The 18,374-nt window shown below is 35.7% G+C and carries 14 protein-coding genes and 1 riboswitch; of the genes, 12 read left to right on the plus strand and 2 right to left on the minus strand.

Features of this window, described 5'->3' with window-relative positions; all coding sequences use genetic code 11:
- Positions 1-118 precede the first annotated feature (118 nt).
- On the plus strand, positions 119-745 hold the full coding sequence (locus tag BHF68_RS07115; protein ID WP_069642943.1) for a nucleotidyltransferase family protein: 627 nt from the start codon (positions 119-121) through the stop codon (positions 743-745).
- A gap of 25 nt (positions 746-770) precedes the next feature.
- Positions 771-2,099 carry an amidohydrolase family protein gene (locus tag BHF68_RS07120; protein WP_069642944.1) on the plus strand — a complete coding sequence of 443 codons (1,329 nt, stop codon included), beginning with the start codon at positions 771-773 and terminating at the stop codon, positions 2,097-2,099.
- A 7-nt stretch (positions 2,100-2,106) separates the two neighbouring features.
- On the opposite strand, the gene BHF68_RS07125 is transcribed toward BHF68_RS07120, so the two are convergent.
- Positions 2,107-3,306, minus strand: a complete 1,200-nt coding sequence (locus BHF68_RS07125; RefSeq protein WP_069642945.1) for an MFS transporter — start codon at positions 3,304-3,306, stop codon at positions 2,107-2,109.
- A 318-nt stretch (positions 3,307-3,624) separates the two neighbouring features.
- Between BHF68_RS07125 and cspD the strand changes: the two genes are divergently transcribed.
- Both cspD and BHF68_RS07135 read left to right on the plus strand, forming a co-directional pair.
- Positions 3,625-3,825, plus strand: a complete 201-nt coding sequence (gene cspD / locus BHF68_RS07130; RefSeq protein ID WP_069642946.1) for a cold-shock protein CspD — start codon at positions 3,625-3,627, stop codon at positions 3,823-3,825.
- A gap of 153 nt (positions 3,826-3,978) precedes the next feature.
- Positions 3,979-5,034, plus strand: a complete 1,056-nt coding sequence (locus BHF68_RS07135) for a C39 family peptidase (protein WP_069642947.1) — start codon at positions 3,979-3,981, stop codon at positions 5,032-5,034.
- 76 nt (positions 5,035-5,110) lie between these two features.
- Here the strand turns inward: BHF68_RS07135 and BHF68_RS07140 are convergent, their stop codons facing one another.
- Positions 5,111-6,313 (minus strand): L-lactate MFS transporter, encoded by a 1,203-nt coding sequence (locus BHF68_RS07140; RefSeq protein ID WP_069642948.1) that lies wholly within the window; start codon positions 6,311-6,313, stop codon positions 5,111-5,113.
- Between the two features lie 303 nt (positions 6,314-6,616).
- Positions 6,617-6,717, plus strand: a riboswitch (purine riboswitch).
- Between the two features lie 124 nt (positions 6,718-6,841).
- Here BHF68_RS07140 and BHF68_RS07145 point away from each other — a divergent pair.
- From BHF68_RS07145 to ltrA, 8 genes are all read left to right on the plus strand, one after another.
- Positions 6,842-7,423 carry a xanthine phosphoribosyltransferase gene (locus BHF68_RS07145; protein ID WP_069642949.1) on the plus strand — a complete coding sequence of 194 codons (582 nt, stop codon included), beginning with the start codon at positions 6,842-6,844 and terminating at the stop codon, positions 7,421-7,423.
- Between the two features lie 5 nt (positions 7,424-7,428).
- Complete coding sequence (locus tag BHF68_RS07150; protein WP_069642950.1) at positions 7,429-8,994, plus strand: uracil permease; 1,566 nt, start codon at positions 7,429-7,431, stop codon at positions 8,992-8,994.
- Positions 8,995-9,226: 232 nt separating this feature from the next.
- A complete protein-coding gene (locus BHF68_RS07155) occupies positions 9,227-10,312 on the plus strand; it encodes a tyrosine-type recombinase/integrase (RefSeq protein ID WP_069642951.1) in 1,086 nt (361 codons plus the stop codon).
- A gap of 187 nt (positions 10,313-10,499) precedes the next feature.
- Positions 10,500-11,369 carry a hypothetical protein gene (locus BHF68_RS07160; protein ID WP_069642952.1) on the plus strand — a complete coding sequence of 290 codons (870 nt, stop codon included), beginning with the start codon at positions 10,500-10,502 and terminating at the stop codon, positions 11,367-11,369.
- A 370-nt stretch (positions 11,370-11,739) separates the two neighbouring features.
- Entirely contained in the window at positions 11,740-12,576 is an 837-nt protein-coding gene (locus BHF68_RS07165) for an abortive infection system antitoxin AbiGi family protein (protein WP_069642953.1), read from the plus strand.
- Positions 12,563-13,804, plus strand: coding sequence for an abortive infection system toxin AbiGii family protein (locus tag BHF68_RS07170; RefSeq protein WP_141706247.1), 1,242 nt, complete (start codon positions 12,563-12,565; stop codon positions 13,802-13,804). The genes BHF68_RS07165 and BHF68_RS07170 overlap by 14 nt, the downstream gene beginning before the upstream one ends.
- Positions 13,805-14,066: 262 nt before the next feature.
- Positions 14,067-16,043 carry an NACHT domain-containing protein gene (locus BHF68_RS07175; protein ID WP_069642955.1) on the plus strand — a complete coding sequence of 659 codons (1,977 nt, stop codon included), beginning with the start codon at positions 14,067-14,069 and terminating at the stop codon, positions 16,041-16,043.
- A 613-nt stretch (positions 16,044-16,656) separates the two neighbouring features.
- The gene (gene ltrA / locus BHF68_RS07180) at positions 16,657-17,946 is read left to right on the plus strand and encodes a group II intron reverse transcriptase/maturase (RefSeq protein ID WP_069642956.1); all 1,290 of its coding nucleotides are present in this window, start codon (positions 16,657-16,659) and stop codon (positions 17,944-17,946) included.
- Positions 17,947-18,374 lie beyond the last annotated feature (428 nt).

Here is an 18,374-nt window from a genome sequence, read left to right on the forward strand (position 1 = left end):
TTTTCTCATATATTTAAGCAAAGATGTCAGTAACGCTTTAGCATTTGCAGGAAAAAATATATTAATGCAGAATAGTTGATATAAGAAGCATGTATTTGTCGCCAAGGAGCTGGTACATATGAATACAGATAAGAAACTTAATGGTAGTGCTGATTCCACTAACGTAGAAGGTGTTGTATTAGCAGCAGGCTATTCTAAGCGCGCTGGTGTATATAAAATGGAATTAGATTTCGACGGACGCAAAATGATCGAGCTGAGTATTAGGGCATTTTATGATTTGTGTTCGAGGGTCATTGTAGTTGGTGGATATCAAATTGAGCGCATAGAAGAGGCGATTAAGCAGTACCCTAAGGTCGAAGTTATTTATAATGAGTATTATGACCAAGGTATGTTTAGTTCTGTGCAGAAGGGGCTTGCAGCTACTAATGCGGATAAGGTTTTTTTCACTCCTGGGGATTATCCATTAATCAATCAGGAGATTTGCAAGTCTTTATTAGCGGCTAGTGGTGAAATAATTATTCCTGTGTGGAAAGGCAAAAAAGGTCATCCAATACTGCTAGAACGAAAGATTATAAATGAAATACTGAATGAACCAGACAGCTATAATCTGAAGGCTTACATCCGTAGAAAGGTTGCAAATTATGTTGAAGTAAGTAGTCCAGGTATATTATATGATGTTGATACATTGGATGACTATCATAATGTCCTAACACATTACCGGAGCTTGTTTCAGAAAAAGAAATAGAATAAGTGTATTTAAGGAGAGCCGCATGTCAAACAATTGTGAGACGCTTAAGGCGATAAAAGGAAACATAATATACCCTAATACCGCCAAAGAAATTAGTGTGTTTCGAAATGGCTGCATTGTTTATGGAAATGATGATAGTGATAATGAAATTGGTGTAATTAAAGGTGTATATGAGCAATTGCCTAAGAACTTAGCAAACATTTTAACTACGGATTACGGTGATTCATTGATAATCCCAGGGTTTATAGACCTGCATACCCACGCACCGCAATTTATGCAGAGGGGAATCGGTATAGATCAAGAATTGATTCAATGGCTAAAGCAGTACACTTTTCCAAGTGAGAGAATGTTTATCGACACGGAGCTTGCCAAAGATATCTACCAGAAATTTATTGATGCATTAATCAGAAAAGGCACTACAAGAGCCAGTATTCTAGCGACGATACATAAAGAAAGTACGGATGTTTTATTTAAGATAGCAATAGATAAAGGCTTTGCTGGGCTTGTAGGTAAGACGAATATGGACCAGAACTGCCCAGATTATTTAAAGGAGAATACCCAGCAGTCGTTGTATGCGACAGAAGAACTAATAGATAGGTATAGTGATCACAGCTCTGTACAGCCAATTATTACGCCGCGGTTTGCACCTACATGTTCAAAGGAGTTATTGATTGGCTTAGGTAAGCTTGCTCAGCAGTACAGGACACCAGTGCAATCCCATTTATCAGAGAATGTTGATGAGGTTAAATGGGTGAAGGATATCTACCCGCAGCATAGATCCTACGGAGATATATATGACTCCTATGGCTTATTAGGTGAGACACCAACGATGATGGCTCACTGTATCTATTTAGATGAATACGACATTGGGTTGCTAGCAAAGCGAAAAGTAACAGCAGTACACTGCCCACAGGCGAATATGAACCTGGCTAGTGGTCTAATGCCAGCAAGAAAATGGCAGCAGCTTGGAATCACAGTTGGTTTAGGAACTGATGTTGGAGCTGGTCATGAGCTAGCGATGAATAAAATTATGGTTCAAGCAATTCAGAACTCAAAACTTATAAAATCCAACCAAAGCCTTGATTATAAGCCATATACATACAAAGAAGCATTCTATTTAGGCACAAAAGGTAATGGACAATTCTTCAATGCATTAGAAAGCTACCAGCAAAAGAATTTAAAGGTTGGCAGTCTTGAAGAAGGATATATCTTAGATGCATTAATAATAGATGATGAAAACCTAGGTAGCACAGATATTTCGTTAGAAGAAAGGTTGCAGCGGTTTCTATATATTGGCGATGATAGAAATATAATTAGTCGCTATATAAACGGCAATCAAATTGAGCTATAAGTAGCTGCTAATTGGTCGTTAACCGCTGTCCTGATAACATAAAAATCGGAATAATAATCAATAGCAAAGAGAATACAACCAGTGATATAGATAAACTGTAGAGGGTGGCAATTCCTCCAAATACGAAGGCACCTAGGGCGATTGACATGTCGATTGTACTTTCCTGGATAGACAAGGCAGTAGCCCTAAGGTTATTAGCAACAGTATCTATCAGCCAGGCTATCAATACAAGTAATCCCCCTGAAAAGCCAACTCCAGCCAGAGTACTACTAAGTAACATGAATAGCTGATGATAAGGCAGCAAATACAGCATAAACATTGATATGCCAAAGCTAAATACACAGAGCCATGCTACTAAGGAGCGGCCAATATAATCAGAAATTCTACCTACAGTTAAATTAGCGAATAAACTAGCAATAGCAAAATACGTAAAATAAATTCCAGGGTTGACGATGTCAGAAACCTGCGTTATATAAATTACGGCAAAAGTGACAAGTGAGCCATAGCCAGCTGCAGAAATGGCGATTCCTAAATAAACAGGGAATACCTTAGAATTATTAACAACTTCCTTCATCAGACTTAGTGAGCTAGTGTTATTTTCGTATGCAGAAAAATCATTAGTTTCTTGCGCATTAGTTGAAGGTAATCTAGTGGATCTAATTAAACTAATAAAAATAAGACCAATGACACCAATAAGCATGCTAATTAAGAACCACACATCGTAGCCCCAATGATTTATTATGTAATATGCTTTAGCAGGGCCGACTAATAAGCTCATTGCATGAGCTGAACGATAAAAACCCATGTACGTGCCAATTCTGTTTTTAGGTGCAATATCTGCTGTGTAGGAGCTTCCTGCAGAGAAAAAGGCAGCGAGTCCAATAGCCTGGAATACCCTAGCAGCGGTTAAAGTATAGAAATCATAGCTATACAAGAAAAACAGGGGCGCAGCGGCAAAGGCAAAGACACCTATTATAAGAGGGAGCTTCCTCCCGTGAGTATCTGCTAGCGGGCCAAGGTATAGGCGAAATAATACTGCAGCTAGAAAATATATAGTTGACTGCAGACCAGAAAGAAATTCTGTTCCACCAAGTTCAAGCACATATAAGGGCAAGATTATTACCGAGGCAGAAAAGTTTATCATCGTACAGAAAGTAGCAATCAAAAACAAACTAAAATTCAATTTATGACCCGCAGTATAGCTCAATTTAGCCACTCCTAATAACCTGAATTTCTTTGTAACTTTTTCCGTCAATAGACCATATATTATCACATTAAGTAGTCCCAGTGAATAAGTAAAAAAATTTTACGCTAGACACAGCTCTTTAAGTTGACATTTATTTGCAAAGGTGCTTTAATTATTTTATAGCGTAATACTTAGGCAAGTGTAAACCAGTATGGGAAATATATATCCAGATATTATAAGGTTACACAGCTCCTAAAAGAGCGCTTATAATATGTGGATTTTTGTTGTAAACTAAGAGTGCCACATATTATCAATATTATTTTTGGAGGTTTTCAAGTAATGCAAACAGGAAAAGTAAAATGGTTTAACGCAGAAAAAGGTTTTGGTTTCATTGAAGTTGAAGGTGGAAATGATGTATTCGTACACTTCTCAGCTATCACTGGCGACGGTTTCAAAACATTAGACGAAGGCCAAGAGGTTGAGTTTGAAGTAGTAGAAGGACAACGTGGACCTCAAGCTGCTAACGTTGTGAAACTATAATTTAGTACCGTTTAATCTGTAAAAGGCGACCTGCGAAGGTCGCCTTTTGTGTGGCTTTTAAAAAAGCACTTCATTTTTTTGTTGGTATTGCCGATTAATATATAGAATACCTGTGACTGAAATAAACCAACAGACATTGAAGTGAGTGATGATATGAAATTTCTTAATAGATATAACAAAATATTACATGCAGCCATTATATTAATATTTATGCTGGCCTTTATAATAACAAATAGTCCACAAATATTATCTAAAGCATCTGCACAATCGCCGCCAAATATCAGTGCATTCCCTACAATTAAGAAGCATCCAGAGATGCCTTCGGGTAGTGAAGCGACTGCAATTGCGATATTATTGAATTATCACGGGGTACAGATTACTAAAGAAGAAATTGGTCGGGAGCTACCAACTGAGCCATTACCAGTCGAAGTGAACAATCGACAAATAGGTGGAGACCCTAGTCGCGGTTTTATAGGAGACCCTTTTAGTGAACAGGGACTGGGCTTATATCAGCAACCTTTGGCTAGGATTCTAGGCAATAAAATCCCTGTAGGTCAGGTGATTGATCGAAGTGGACGGCCGTTTTTGGCTGTTTTATCCGAAGTCGAACGTGGTAATCCGATGATTGTTTGGGTTACTGAAGGGTTGCGTCCAGCTAGTATCACACAGTTTTGGTGGACAATAGATAATAATCTAATCCAATGGCATGGGAATCAGACGACAGTGGTATTGTTCGATTTTGATGCAGATAGTGTGTATGTAAGTGACCCCAATACTGGACAGATAGAAGCATATAATAGAGTCGTTTTTGAGCGAATTTGGAGGGATGTTGGTAGTAGGGCAATAGGTATTGATATAACAGCCTCTGGAACACCCACTGCCACAAGCACGCCAGATATTGCTGCACCAGACACTAGTGGAGGCTTAAATTACGAGGAAGAGCGAAGAAAAATCCTTAGGGAGATTGAAAGACAACGGGACCCAAGTCTTGTAGATGAAGCTGGAGACGAAGATGCAAACCAAGATGGAGCTGTTAAAGGAGTACCGTCGATAGTTATATGGGTTGTGATAATTGCGACATTTATATTTTTAGCTTCATTTACAACATTATTAATACTGACACTTAAGGCCAATAAAAAAGCTCAGGACAATCAGCAGCAAGTAGCCAGTGATACATCGCAGGAGCAAGACGATGATATGTATAATTAAATAATAGCTAGCAGGTGTATAACTAAAAAAGCTAACAGCAGGAACAGTTTAATGTGTTCTTTACTGTTAGCTTTTGTTATTTTGACATGATTTTTTCTGAAGTTAAACTTATCGAGCGGATTAAATATATACCCGCTACCGCTAGCAAGCACAGCACTGCAGAAATATAGAAGGCATTTATAAATCCTAAACGTGTAGCTAGTATAGGTCCTGCAAAAGCAGAAAGACCATATGCTAGGTAGACAAGACCATAGTTTGTTCCGAGGTTTTTGGTTCCATAATGAAACGCCGTTTTTGATGGAAATAAAGCAAGGAACCCACCAAAGAAAAAACCGATAATAGAAGTAGTAACAAGGAACGTAAAGTACGTTAAACTAACGTAGCCCATGTAAGTGATAGTGATAGCAGTTAGACTATAGATAATCATCAAAGTGTTTCTAAAACCAAAGCGATCTGCAACGCTGCCCCAGAATATTCTACCAAAGGCATTTAACAGTGCAATAGTAATAATTGCGTTACCAGCAGCCTCAGCTGATATTTGTGCTAAATTAACCCCAATATCAACAGCTAGGCTTATAACCATTAGCCCTACCATGCAACCAATGAAAAAGACTGACCATATCACATAGAACTTAGGTGTCTTAAGCATTTCTTTCGTAGAGTAATCTTTTTTAGGAATAATGGTGTCGGCGTTATCTTTTTTCGGAATACAGTTTTCTGTTGGATTAGCAAGGAATTGAGCACCTACAGTGATTCCGATTAAATAAATAAGACCGAGATAAAAAAATGCAGGCATAACACCTAAAGTATCTATAAAGTAGGTGATAATAGGCTTGAATAAAAGACCGCCAGCTCCAAAACCAGCTACAGCTACTCCTGTAATTAAACTTGGACGATCAGGAAACCATTTAACACAAGTGGCAATAGGACAAACATAAGCGGCACCAATACCAGCGCCACCAATAACTCCATAATAGAAGTATAATTGATAAATACTTGTAGCAGTACTTGCTAGCATCAAGCCAACCCCTAGCAAAATACCGCCGCCCATTGCAACTAAGCGAGGGCCAATTTTATCCTGGAGCTTACCAGCAAAAAAGGTAAAGGCTGCAAAGGTTGCTATAGTTATTGAGAAGGTCAATACAACATCGTCGGTAGACCATCCAAACTTCTCAGTTAAAGGTTTATTAAATAAACTCCAAGCATAAACTGCGCCCAAGCATACCTGGATTAGAAGGGCACCGAATACGACACTCCAGCGATTTCTAGGTTTCTTCATGTTAGCTCTCCTTAGTTTATAACCTGTTATTGTAATAATCTAAACCTGTTACTCTAAATAATTACTATATTTTAAAGGATAATTATACTGTTTCAATATGTTTTGTTCTCAAGCTATTATACAGAAAAAGAGAAGTAATTTAAACCAGCAATTTATTACCTAGTCATATAAGCATAATAGTACTAGTTATTTGCCAGTCGATAAAATTGCTAATAAAAACTCCTGCAGAACTAAGTTTTCTTTATTGATTTTTTCGATAATTGCGTTATAATGAAGGGTGTCGAAAGCTGTCGAATATGTAATAATATAATTTTATAATCAACTCGTATAATAGCAGGAATATGGCCTGCGAGTATCTACCGACCACCCTAAATGGATCGACTACGAGTGAATTTTAGATACTTCTTAATAGTCTAGAAAAAAGCAGCCTAAAAAGAATGTCTCTTTTCACTTGTGAAAAGGCATTTTGTTTTAGGTTTTTTTATTTTTGCTAGATTATTCATAAACATCACAACGGGGGTAATAATTTTGGAAAGCTTAAAGGAAAAAATTCTTATTGATGGAATAGCTTTATCTGAAGATGTTTTAAAGGTTGATTCCTTTTTAAATCATCAGCTTGATCCTGAGTTAATGGTTGACATAGGCAAGGAGTTTGCTAAGAGGGTTGAAGGTGGAAAGAAGGTCACTAAAATATTAACAATAGAAGCCTCAGGAATCGCGGCGGCTTTAACCACTGGCTTGGAGCTAGGAGTTCCAGTTTTATTTGCAAGAAAGAAAAAATCAATCACCATGACAGATGATAATTATGTGTCGCAGGTGTATTCTTTTACAAAAAAAGAAGAAAGTGATATCACCGTTGCTAAACGTTTCTTAAATGAAGACGACCATGTGTTAATCGTTGATGATTTTCTAGCCCGTGGGGCAGCAGCATTTGGCTTGATTTCAATAGTTGAACAGGCAGGTGCAAGCTTGGCAGGAGTAGGAATTATTATTGAAAAGGCATTTCAAGATGGTGGTACCAAGCTTAGGGAGGCAGGGCATCCTGTCTACTCGCTTGTAAGAATACAAAGCCTAGAAAAAGGCAAAGTTTATTTTGTTGAGGAGGAATAAAGAAAATGAGTCAAGAAGCTAAGGTAAACTACCCTTGGTTCAAAAAAGAAGACACGGATGCATTTTTTGCGCTGTTTCAAAACAACCTAGCAAACTTTGTTGTCATTGCGACGGCAATGTTAGGTATGGGGTTTTCAGCTGAAATTGTCTTCGGTAAGGTTATACCTGGTGCTGCGGTAGCTGTTATTTTCGGGAACTTATACTATGCTTATTCTGCAAACCGCCTAGCGCAAAAAGAAGGCCGTACGGATGTTACAGCACTTTCCTACGGAATTAGTACGCCAGTTATGTTCGTATTTCTATTTGGTGTACTATTGCCTGCAAAAACAATTACAGGAGATGCTGAGCTAGCATGGAAGATTGGACTTGCTGCCTGTTTTTTAAGTGGACTAATTGAGGTATTAGTAAGTGCGTCAGGTAATTGGTTAAGGGACAACCTCCCTAGGGCTGCAATCCTTGGAGCATTAGCAGGGGTCGCATTGACTTTTATCGGTGGAGAAATGCTATTTAAAACGCTGGACATGCCAGTGGTAGGATTGTTTGTATTAGCTATTATTTTAGTAGGATTATTAGGCAAAGTGTATATGCCGTTTAAGATTCCAGCATCACTGTTTGCAATTGTTATTGGTACTGGACTTGCTTATATTATTGGAGCAGCAGATACGAAACAAATCACTGAAGGCTTGGCACAGGTTGGCTTCTATCCAATGCTTCCGACCTTTGGAGTATTTGAAGGATTTGGCTATTTATTCTCAGGGGCTCTTATTGGCTTACTAGCAGTAATCTTACCAATTACATTATACAATGCCATCGAAACAATGAATAACGTAGAAGCTATGTCTGCAGAAGGAGATAGCTATGACGTTCGTGAGTGTCAAGCGGTAGACGGTGCAGGTACAATGCTTGGTGCTTTATTTGGCGGGGCTTTCCCAACAACGGTATATATTGCCTCTGTAGGCTCTAAGTGGATGGGAGCAGGACGTGGATATAGCATCTTGAATGCAGTTGTCTTTGGTATTACGGCTATGGCTGGTCTGATAGCCGCTATGGCAGCCATAATTCCACTTGCAGTAGTAGCACCAATACTAGTATTCGTTGGGATGTCAATGGTAGCAACAACATTCCAAAGTAACGAAACGAAGTACTACCCAGCAGTTGTAATTGCAATGCTGCCATACTTCGCAAATTACATTATGTCGCGCTTTAATACTGCGGCAGGTGAAACTGTAGAAGCAATTTCAACAGGTCTTGTACCACTTGGTCAAGGTGCTATGTTTACGGGTATAATCCTCGGTGCAATTACTGTATATATCATTGATCATAATTTCAAGAAGGCATCAATCTTTGCCTTTATAGGCGCAGGTCTTTCCTTCATTGGAATAATGCACGCACCAAAGCTTGGAGTTTTTGCTGCAAACGAGTTTATGGCAGGCTACATTATCATGGGACTATTCTTCTTGTACTATGCCTTCCAAGACCCGAAAAAAATTAGCTATAGAAAAGTAGACACTGACTTAGGTCAAGTAGAAGTTGAAGTAGATACAAATCAAAAAGAAGGCTATACGAAGTAATTATGATAGAATAACCAAATAAAAACACAAATATAAAACTATTGTTAGTAGAAGCTGGGACTCAGTAATGGGTCTCGGTTTTTTTGTATTTTCAATAACATCCATACATCATTAAATAATCAACAAATAGATAAATTAGAAAAATATAGAAAAAACCGATAAAAATATGATACGATAGTATAAAACAAACGTAAGATTGCAACCGACAAAAGAACAAGTTGGAGGTGAAACGGTGATTAAGGTAACTCAAAAAGGACAGCGTCTATATGTTCAGTTCGAATACAAACAGGAATTTGTTGAAAAGATGCGGACCATCCCAGGTAGATGCTGGGAGCAAAAATTAAAAATGTGGTCAATACCAAATGATCATAAGACACGAGAAATTTTAAAAGAAGCATTTATTGGTGAAGTTCTTACGATTGAGACTGAAAAGGAATCAACACAAGATAATAGTACTATTTTAGAGGAAATGATGGATAAAGTGGAAACACAGCTGTCATTACGGGGGTATTCTTTTAAAACGAAGAAGGCGTACAAAGGGCAAATTCGAAGATTTATAGAGTACTTAAATGGCATACAATCGGACAAAAGAGGTCTAATACTAAGCTTTGATAAGGAAGAGATTGAAGGGTACTTAATACATCTAATGAAACGAAAGGAAGTATCACACACGTATGTGAGCCAAGTAATCAGTGCCATTAAATTTTTATCTAAGGAAGTACTGCAGCAAAAAGAATTATCAATCAATATTCCTAGACCAAAAAAAGAAAAAAAGCTGCCTGTCATATTAAGCGAAGATGAAGTAATTGCAATATTTAAAGCAACAAAAAATTTAAAACATAAAACTATGCTAGTATTAACGTATTCATCTGGTCTGAGGATTGGAGAAGTGGTTTCATTAAAGGTTGTGGATATCGACCCTAAACGTTTATTAATTCACGTAAAGCAGGCAAAAGGTAAGAAAGATCGCTATACATTGCTTTCGAGTACAGCGATGAAAATATTAGAGAAATATATAGATGAGGTAAGACCAAAGGATTGGCTTTTTCCTGGAGGTGAGGAAGGTAAACACTTAACTACTAGATCTTTACAGAAGATATTTAGCAAGGCATTAGAGGGAGCGGGAATACGGAAAAAGGCAACAGTGCATAGTCTAAGACATTCGTTTGCGACACATTTATTGGAGTCAGGGACTGATTTGCGTTATATACAAGAACTGTTAGGACATTCAAGTTCGAAAACAACAGAAATATACACGCATGTAACGAAGACAAGTATTTCTAAAATAAAAAGTCCGCTAGATCGAATGGGCTTCTAAGTCCACTAGAGTAATAATTATCCGACATAACGTCGCATTATATACCAGCAAAGCAGATTATGCGAACCAAATGTACGGATATCCAATAGTTAACTGACATCGGACGAAAAAACGCGCCGTCCTTGGCGCGGATAAAATCACAAATTTAAATAAAGCTTAGTAAGTTTTATCTCTATGGAGGTGTAATATGACAAGTAAAGCAAAAATAGCATTTTTAATTGCAATATGTTTGCTAATAATAATTTTTAATAGTGCATGCTCTGATAACATAGGCGTAATACTGGACGAAGGATTACTGTCGGTTGATGATGTTAAAGAAAGCTTGGAAAAAGAAGGATTAGTTTTAACAAAGGTTAAAGCAAAATCACCGATGGAAGATTATATAGATATACTACCTACCCCAAGTGCCTACAAGGTAAATGATAACGGTGGAAAAATATTTTTGTATCAATTTCAATCAATTTCAGAAAGAAAAAAGTATTTTCCTAATGTATATAGTAGCTTCGAGATAGAAGGAGAAACTATAGAAAACGCTCTAGTAAATAACGTAAAAAATATAATTATCGTATTTGAACCAAAAGAATCTGGAAAAGCACTATTGGATGTTTTTCAAAAGATTGGAAACGCAGTTTTCTATAGAATGCATGACGTAAACAAAACTGAATTTAAAGGATATGGGGAGTCTTGGGCTGCTAAGCTATATTTAGAATATTTTGAGTATGAATGGAAAGATGATAAAGAAAATGCAAACATAGAACGCTATGGACAGTACGATATTCAGCTAAAGTTTTTAAATCAAGGCATAGAAACAGTAAAAGATCTGAAGTACACATTTAATATTATAGATAATAATACAATCGACAATACTATGCTTCCTACACGTATGAGTACAAGTATGAGTCGTGGATTTCAAGACGATTATGGTGTTTTAAATCAAGATAAAACGTTAACTAGTTTTAATACAACATATGATTACCCAATAGGAGAAGACGTTATTAATCTTACTATTGAGTGGGATGGCCAAAAAGAAGAAGTTGTTTTAGAAACAACGCAATAAAGAATACCTAATATGTTTTAAAGGGGCTGCCGTCCTGGCAGCCTCTGAACATGAAGTCGTCCGACGACAGTTAACAACGCAGTCCAGCAGGGGTACGGTAGCAGGGATACACGAAGTAGTGAGCCGTAGGAATCGGCATGAAGTAACTGCTGCACCACATCACTGAGCCTAACCAGAGTCGGCTTGCCCGAGGCTAAGATAGGAGTTATCTAACCATCGGTCTGCGCCTGTAAGGCTCAGTGACGTCAGGACTGCAAGACGTTATCGTAAAGATGAGGCAAAGGACGCCACGTCCTGTGGCGGACTAATAATAAGGGATACAAAAGTTTTCTAGTTGATGAAAATAGCTAATTTATAAGGTGGTTTTTTTGTGAAAGAGGATAAAAATCATAAAATTCTACAGTCAGGTGAAAATCAATCTCTTAATAGTAATTATATTAAACCTAAACAAAGTGCTAATGCGTTATTCAATTTTATGCAGAGGCTTGATTACTTAAAAATGATTCTGAAAAATAAGGCAATAATCCCGCGATATTTTGAAGAAGATATAAACTATTTGGGAATTGAAATTGGTAAAATTTCAATTCCAGTTACTTGTTTTTGCGATATTAATTTACAAAGGATATCTTCACATACTAGCGAATATGGAGAATATGGAATAGGTCTTTATAAGGAGTGGTGTGTGGTGCAAGGAATACAACCGATACATTATATAAATGAACGTTCAAAATTAGTAGAAGATTTTAGATTAGCCTTCAATAGCGCATTAGGTTATGATTCTGAGAATTCTGAAGTTAACAACCTCCAAAACTATTTATTTTCTCACTTGTTTTTTATTAAACCTATTCTTGGAGATATGAAAAGAAGTATCAAAGATGAGAAAGTACATCTTAACTTCCATGACGAAAGGGAATGGCGTTATATACCTAAATTAGCTGAAATAAATACTGAATTACTTCCGGTATTGATTTTTGACCAGAATAATGATAAAACTCGAAATCTATATAATAGAGCTTTGTATGATTTAAGTGATGCATGGATGGAGATTTCACCAGATAATATAAAATATTTGATAGTTAAAGATAAGTTTGATCAAGTAGACTTAATCAATTATCTAAGTACAGAAGAGTTGAATTATACACAAAAGGAAAAATTATACTTAATATCTAAGATTGTAATTCTTGAAGAAATAAGTGAGGATTGGTGATTTTATGTATGTAGATTTTAAAAGGCTAGTAAAACAACAAGAACCTATAGACATTCCTCAAGAAATAATAAGACAATTGAATAAAGAATTACCCAAAGGATTGGAGTATGTTCAGATAGGGGAAAATGCTTGCGGTGTTACATCAAAAGAAGATTTAAATATAAAATTAAATATTGTCTTTCCAGAAATACCTAATAAATTTTCTGAGCTAATTAAGACTAGTGAAGATTTTTTTGAATATATGTACAGGACACAAACTAAATTAAGTTGTAAGCCCAATGAAGATGGAACTATTACAATTAACAATCATAAAATATCTTGTTCTGATTTTATCAAATTCCCTTTATCTGATAAAAAACTAAAAGAATTCGGCGAATTCAGTATTGAACCTCAAGAATTTCCTGAAATGGGTACTATCGTTTTTCAGACAGGAAAAATGAAAAAAAGCCTAAAGTTGAAAAGAGTACCCTACGAAAGCATGGATACAATTGCTATTGAAACTAGTGATAATACTTGGTTAAAAGTAAGAATTTTACTTCATGAAAAAACCTTTTCGGCAAATATAAATTTTATTTTTAGATTGGAAATAATTAAATCAGTTAATGAAATTGTACAAGCATATAAATATCATAATAGCTTATTTACAAATGGAGTATCTATGGCTGGATTTAATATTAATGGTAAAATTAGTAAAGATAAAATCATATCTAATAAAACTATTGATTTTTGGGAAAAAGTGTTGCAACTGGAAAACAAATTGGGTCTACATTTTGATTGTTCGACCCCTCTAACAAGAAATGTCGCATATGAATTTCATATTCTCTTTAGATGTTTTATTGAGGATAAGCCCTATCGAGAAGATATTAAAGTTAAGTCTGATACTGGTCTCTATTTCTCTGAAATAGGGGAAATAGAGAAACAAATTGGTCAAGAAATAGCAGTAAGTTATATACAAGAAATTTCGTGGGAGATACAATCACAAATATTTTCTTCATATACAGTTACATCTTTATTTAATACTATAGTAGATTCTATAGATGAGATTGATTCTTTAGATGAAAGTAATAAATACTTTGTTAAACTAAGATCCGCTGAAAACAAAACAATGTTTCAAGTAATGAAGTTGTTTATGACGAGGGATGAAGCAGAGAATTTCCAATCTGAAATGAATAAGAATTATAGTTATTTTGCAAATAAAATGCGTGAGGCTGAAAAAATAATAATTTAGAACGAACACATACAAATAAACCATTTTAAGAGTGCGACGTCCTGTCGCACTATAGCTTCGTAGAGCCTCATCCAACCGATAACACGTCTATTCCCACTTACGGGTCCGGACAGTAACTACAGGTAGTATGCCGGACCACACTCACCTTATTGGGGGCTGCGTTGAAGCCGGTGAGTGTCGGGAATAGCAAAACGTTATCAGAAATAATCACATAAATGCTGGAAATTAAGGGATTAAAATAATACAGAAAAGAGGGTAAATAATGCAAGATGAACTTCTGACGAAAGCTATGGTTACAGCTACTGTTGAATTAGTAAAACAACCTATTACTGGTATCATGGACACATGGGTAAAGCCTAAACTAAAAGCATATAAAGATAGAAAAAAAATTGATGAAAAATTAGAGGATTTTGCTTTTAATGTATTTTCTGAATACTTAATTAGAGCTTACGATCAACACAAATATATTAACATGCTGGCGCTTGGCAACCAACAGATTTATCTTACGGATGTATATCAACCGTTAACGATTAGTTTAGCAAGTAAGAATTCAAAGATTGAAAAAAAGCATACTATATCTAAATATGATAGAACATTGTCAGATAAATATAAAAAAATAATTATTGAAGATACTGCTGGTATGGGAAAATCTACATTAATGAAAAGGATATTCCTTTCTGCTATTGAAGAAAATATGGGCATACCTATTTTTATAGAATTAAGGAAATTATCGCCCGAAAGAACAATAACTGATGAAATATTAAATACAGTAAATTATTCAATAGGTGATTACTCAACAGATTTTATAGATGAATTGATTAAGCGTGGAGATTTTATATTCTTTTTTGATGGCTTTGATGAAATTCCATTTGATATTAAAGATGAGATAATACAATATCTTAAGTCATTTATTTCTAGAGCAAGAAATAATATTTTTTATCTTACTTCTAGGAACGATGATTCGCTTAATAGTTTTGGGGATTTTCAGAAATTTGAAATTGAAAAATTAGAGAAAAATGAAGCGTACGAATTACTTAAAAGGTATGACAAATTAACACAAATAGATTTATCAAGATCACTTATAAATCAGTTAAACATCTCATTAGAGGAAAATAAATTTAGTGATTTAGAGTCATTTTTAGGAATTCCTTTGCTTGTTTCTTTATTATATGTGACTTATAAACATAAAAGGGATATCCCCATAAAAAAAGATCAGTTTTATAGAAAAGTTTACGATGCTTTATTTGAAGAACATGATCTTTCGAAAGATGGATATAAAAGAAAGAAACATAGTAGGCTATCCAGTGACCAGCTTCATAAAATATTAAGAAACCTTGGTTTTCTCTGTCTGGTGAATAATAAAGTAGAATATACTAAGGACAAGTTATTAGATTTATTAAGCCAATCTTTAGACAGTCCTTACCTTAATAATATATATCCTTCAGATGTTTTAAAAGATATTATAAATTGTGTTCCTTTATTTATTCAAGAGGGTTTAGAATATAAATGGGCTCACAAGTCCTTTATGGAGTATTTTGCTGCAAACTACTTATATATCGATATATCATGCAAGGAGAAAGTATTATTAAAAATCTATGAAAGTGAAAAGTTCCCAATATACATAAATTTTTTAGATTTATATTACGATATAGATCAGGAAACGTTTGAAAAAGTTTTAATATATCCACTTTTAAAAGATTTTGTACATTACATGGAGCAGGGAGCTAATGACAAGAAAGAACTTATTATACTAAAACAACTACTTTTTAATAGGGGTTACTATTACTCATCTAGAAAAATAAATTTTGAAAAAAGTTTTATAGAATTAAATATTTTAATAGAAAAAGACTTTAGAAAAAAATACAGTGAGAGAGCCAAAGAGTTCAAAAAATTACGTATAACGAAAAATCATACAGGGAAAGTATCTGCAATTTTTACTAGAAATTTTAAGTATGAAATAATCCTTGATTTATTATTTGAAAAAAGAGCACCAATTATTGATTTTTATAATAAAAAAAATAAAGAAAACGTTTTCAGTTTAAATAAAGGTAGAATACTAACATATATCGACCTCTCGCCCTCAACTAATTACAAGAATAGTTTGAGATTTGTTGAGAAAGTTCATTATAGAAGAAAAACTCCTTTATACTATTTAAATTACAAAAAATGTAGAGAGTATATACAGATGCTTGAATCACATATTAAGAAATCAAATGAAGATATTTACAATCAAATTTAAGGTTATTTTTAGCATTTTTTAAAAATAGTAAGTACCTGTAGATAGAAAACATACGCATAGTAGTCTAATTACTTCTGATAACAACGCATCACGTGTGTCTTGAAAGTCATAGTTTGCTAGTCAGTGAAAGTCTGACCGTGGTAATTGCCAGAAAGCCATGTAGCAGGCTCCCAGTGCATGGGGTGACCCAATGTGCTGAAGCGGAGTAACCTCCTGAGAAAGGAGAGCAAAATAACAGTCCGTAACATAAAGTGAATTCTGCAGCGTCGTCATGTTAACCCGAAAGGGACAAAAGGAGAGCCGAGCTCTTGTGATGCGAGCGAAGGCCATGGAAGATGAGAAGAATCTGGAAAAGCATCATCGAAGAACTCCTCGGCGTATGGGGAAGCGGAATGTTATGAAAGTAGACTATGAAACAAGAGAGATCTCACATAGTCGATATACCACAAATATCGTAAGTTCTGATATAAGAACCTAAAAGCGAAATTCAGAACAACGCTATGTGAGAAGTCGGAGGAGGTCATACTACCGCAGATGATAAAGACAACAAAACTTTATCTAGGGAAGGACCTCTACTTCAACCAAAGCTAAGCGGGAAGGAAAGTGACAGTGCATGCCTCAAAAAGGCCAACAACACTCAATAGAAAAATCACAAATACTTCAGCGCAAGCTATATCTAGCAGCCAAGAAGAACAGAAATCGAAGATTTCATGCACTATACGACCGCATATGTCGCCCAGATATCTTGTGGAGGGCATGGATAGAAGTAAAGAAAAACAAAGGAAGTGCGGGAGTAGACGGAATAACCATCGACCAAGTAGCTAATGGTAATGTACAAAAATGCCTTCAAGAAATACAACAAGAACTCCAACAAGGTACATACAAACCACAACCAGTCCTCAGAGTATACATACCAAAAGCCGATGGAACAAAACGCCCACTAGGAATACCAACAGTAAAAGACAGAATCATCCAACAAGCATGCAAAATAATAATCGAACCAATATACGAAGCAAACTTCCTAGAAACCTCCTTTGGATTTCGACCTAAGAAAAGCGCAACACAAGCCATAAAAGCAATCAAAGAAACACTCGTTAGAGGTTGGTGGGTAGTCGACCTAGATATTAGCAAATACTTTGATACCATAGACCACAAAATACTTATATCTCTAGTAAAAAGGAGAATAAGTGACCGAAACGTACTGAAATTGCTCAAGAGATGGTTAAAAGTCGGTGTCATAGAAGATGGACAACATACGCCATCAGACATCGGTTCTCCGCAAGGGGGAGTCATCAGTCCTTTACTAGCTAACATATACCTACACGTACTTGACGCATATTGGAAAGAAAACTGCGAAAAGATAGGGGAAATTTTTAGGTATGCCGACGATGCAGTCATCATCTGCAGAACAGAAAGACAAGCCATAAAAGCCCTACAAATAGTAGAGCAGATAGCAAGTAGACTGAAATTAACCCTTCATCCAGACAAAACAAAAATAGTAAACATGAATCATGAAGGATTTGATTTTCTAGGCTATCACTTCCACAAAATGCACTCAAGACGTACAGGAAAACTAGTACCCTTTGCATGGCCATCAACAAAAGCAATGAACAAAGTAAGAAGCACAATACGGGACATAACGAGTAGAAACAACCTAAGAAAAACAATGCAAGAAATAGTAGATGAACTCAACCCAGTAATAAGAGGTTGGCGAAACTATTTCAGCATTGGTAATTCAACTAAGAAGTTTCAAGATTTAGACCGTTATACTAGAAAGCGACTAATAGAATTACTACGAATCCGACTAAGGAAAACCCGTAAACGTAAACGAGAAACATGTAAACATTGGCTTGATAAAGTGACGCTAGAATACTTCTATCCGAAAGGAATATACGGTATATAAACTTTGAAAGCTGTAGAAGAAGGTTGTCGGAAAGCCGTATGAGGGAGAACCTCACGTACGGTTTGAAGTGGCGGGGGCTGGAAACGGGTTTAAAATACCGCGCCAGACCTCGACCCTACCACAAGGGTGCGGAAGCATTAGATACATGAAGAAACGCAAAGTTGTATAAGCATGAAGCGACTGCCGCACCACACCCCTGAGCCTAACCGAGACCAGCTAAAGAAAGTCAAATGTTTTTTAATATTATTAAATAACAAATATCTAGTAAAAAAGGGAATAAGAAATAAGACTATGATATTTACCATAAATCTAAAAAGTATCAGACTTATAATTAGATATTAGCTTGCTTTTAAAAGTATTGAATTTTTATAATTTATAATGTGTTGCTCACTTGAATATTCTACAAAAGGTTTACAATCGCGCAATAC

The sequence above is a fragment of the Desulfuribacillus alkaliarsenatis genome, assembly GCF_001730225.1.
GTDB classification, from domain to species: domain Bacteria; phylum Bacillota; class Bacilli; order Desulfuribacillales; family Desulfuribacillaceae; genus Desulfuribacillus; species Desulfuribacillus alkaliarsenatis.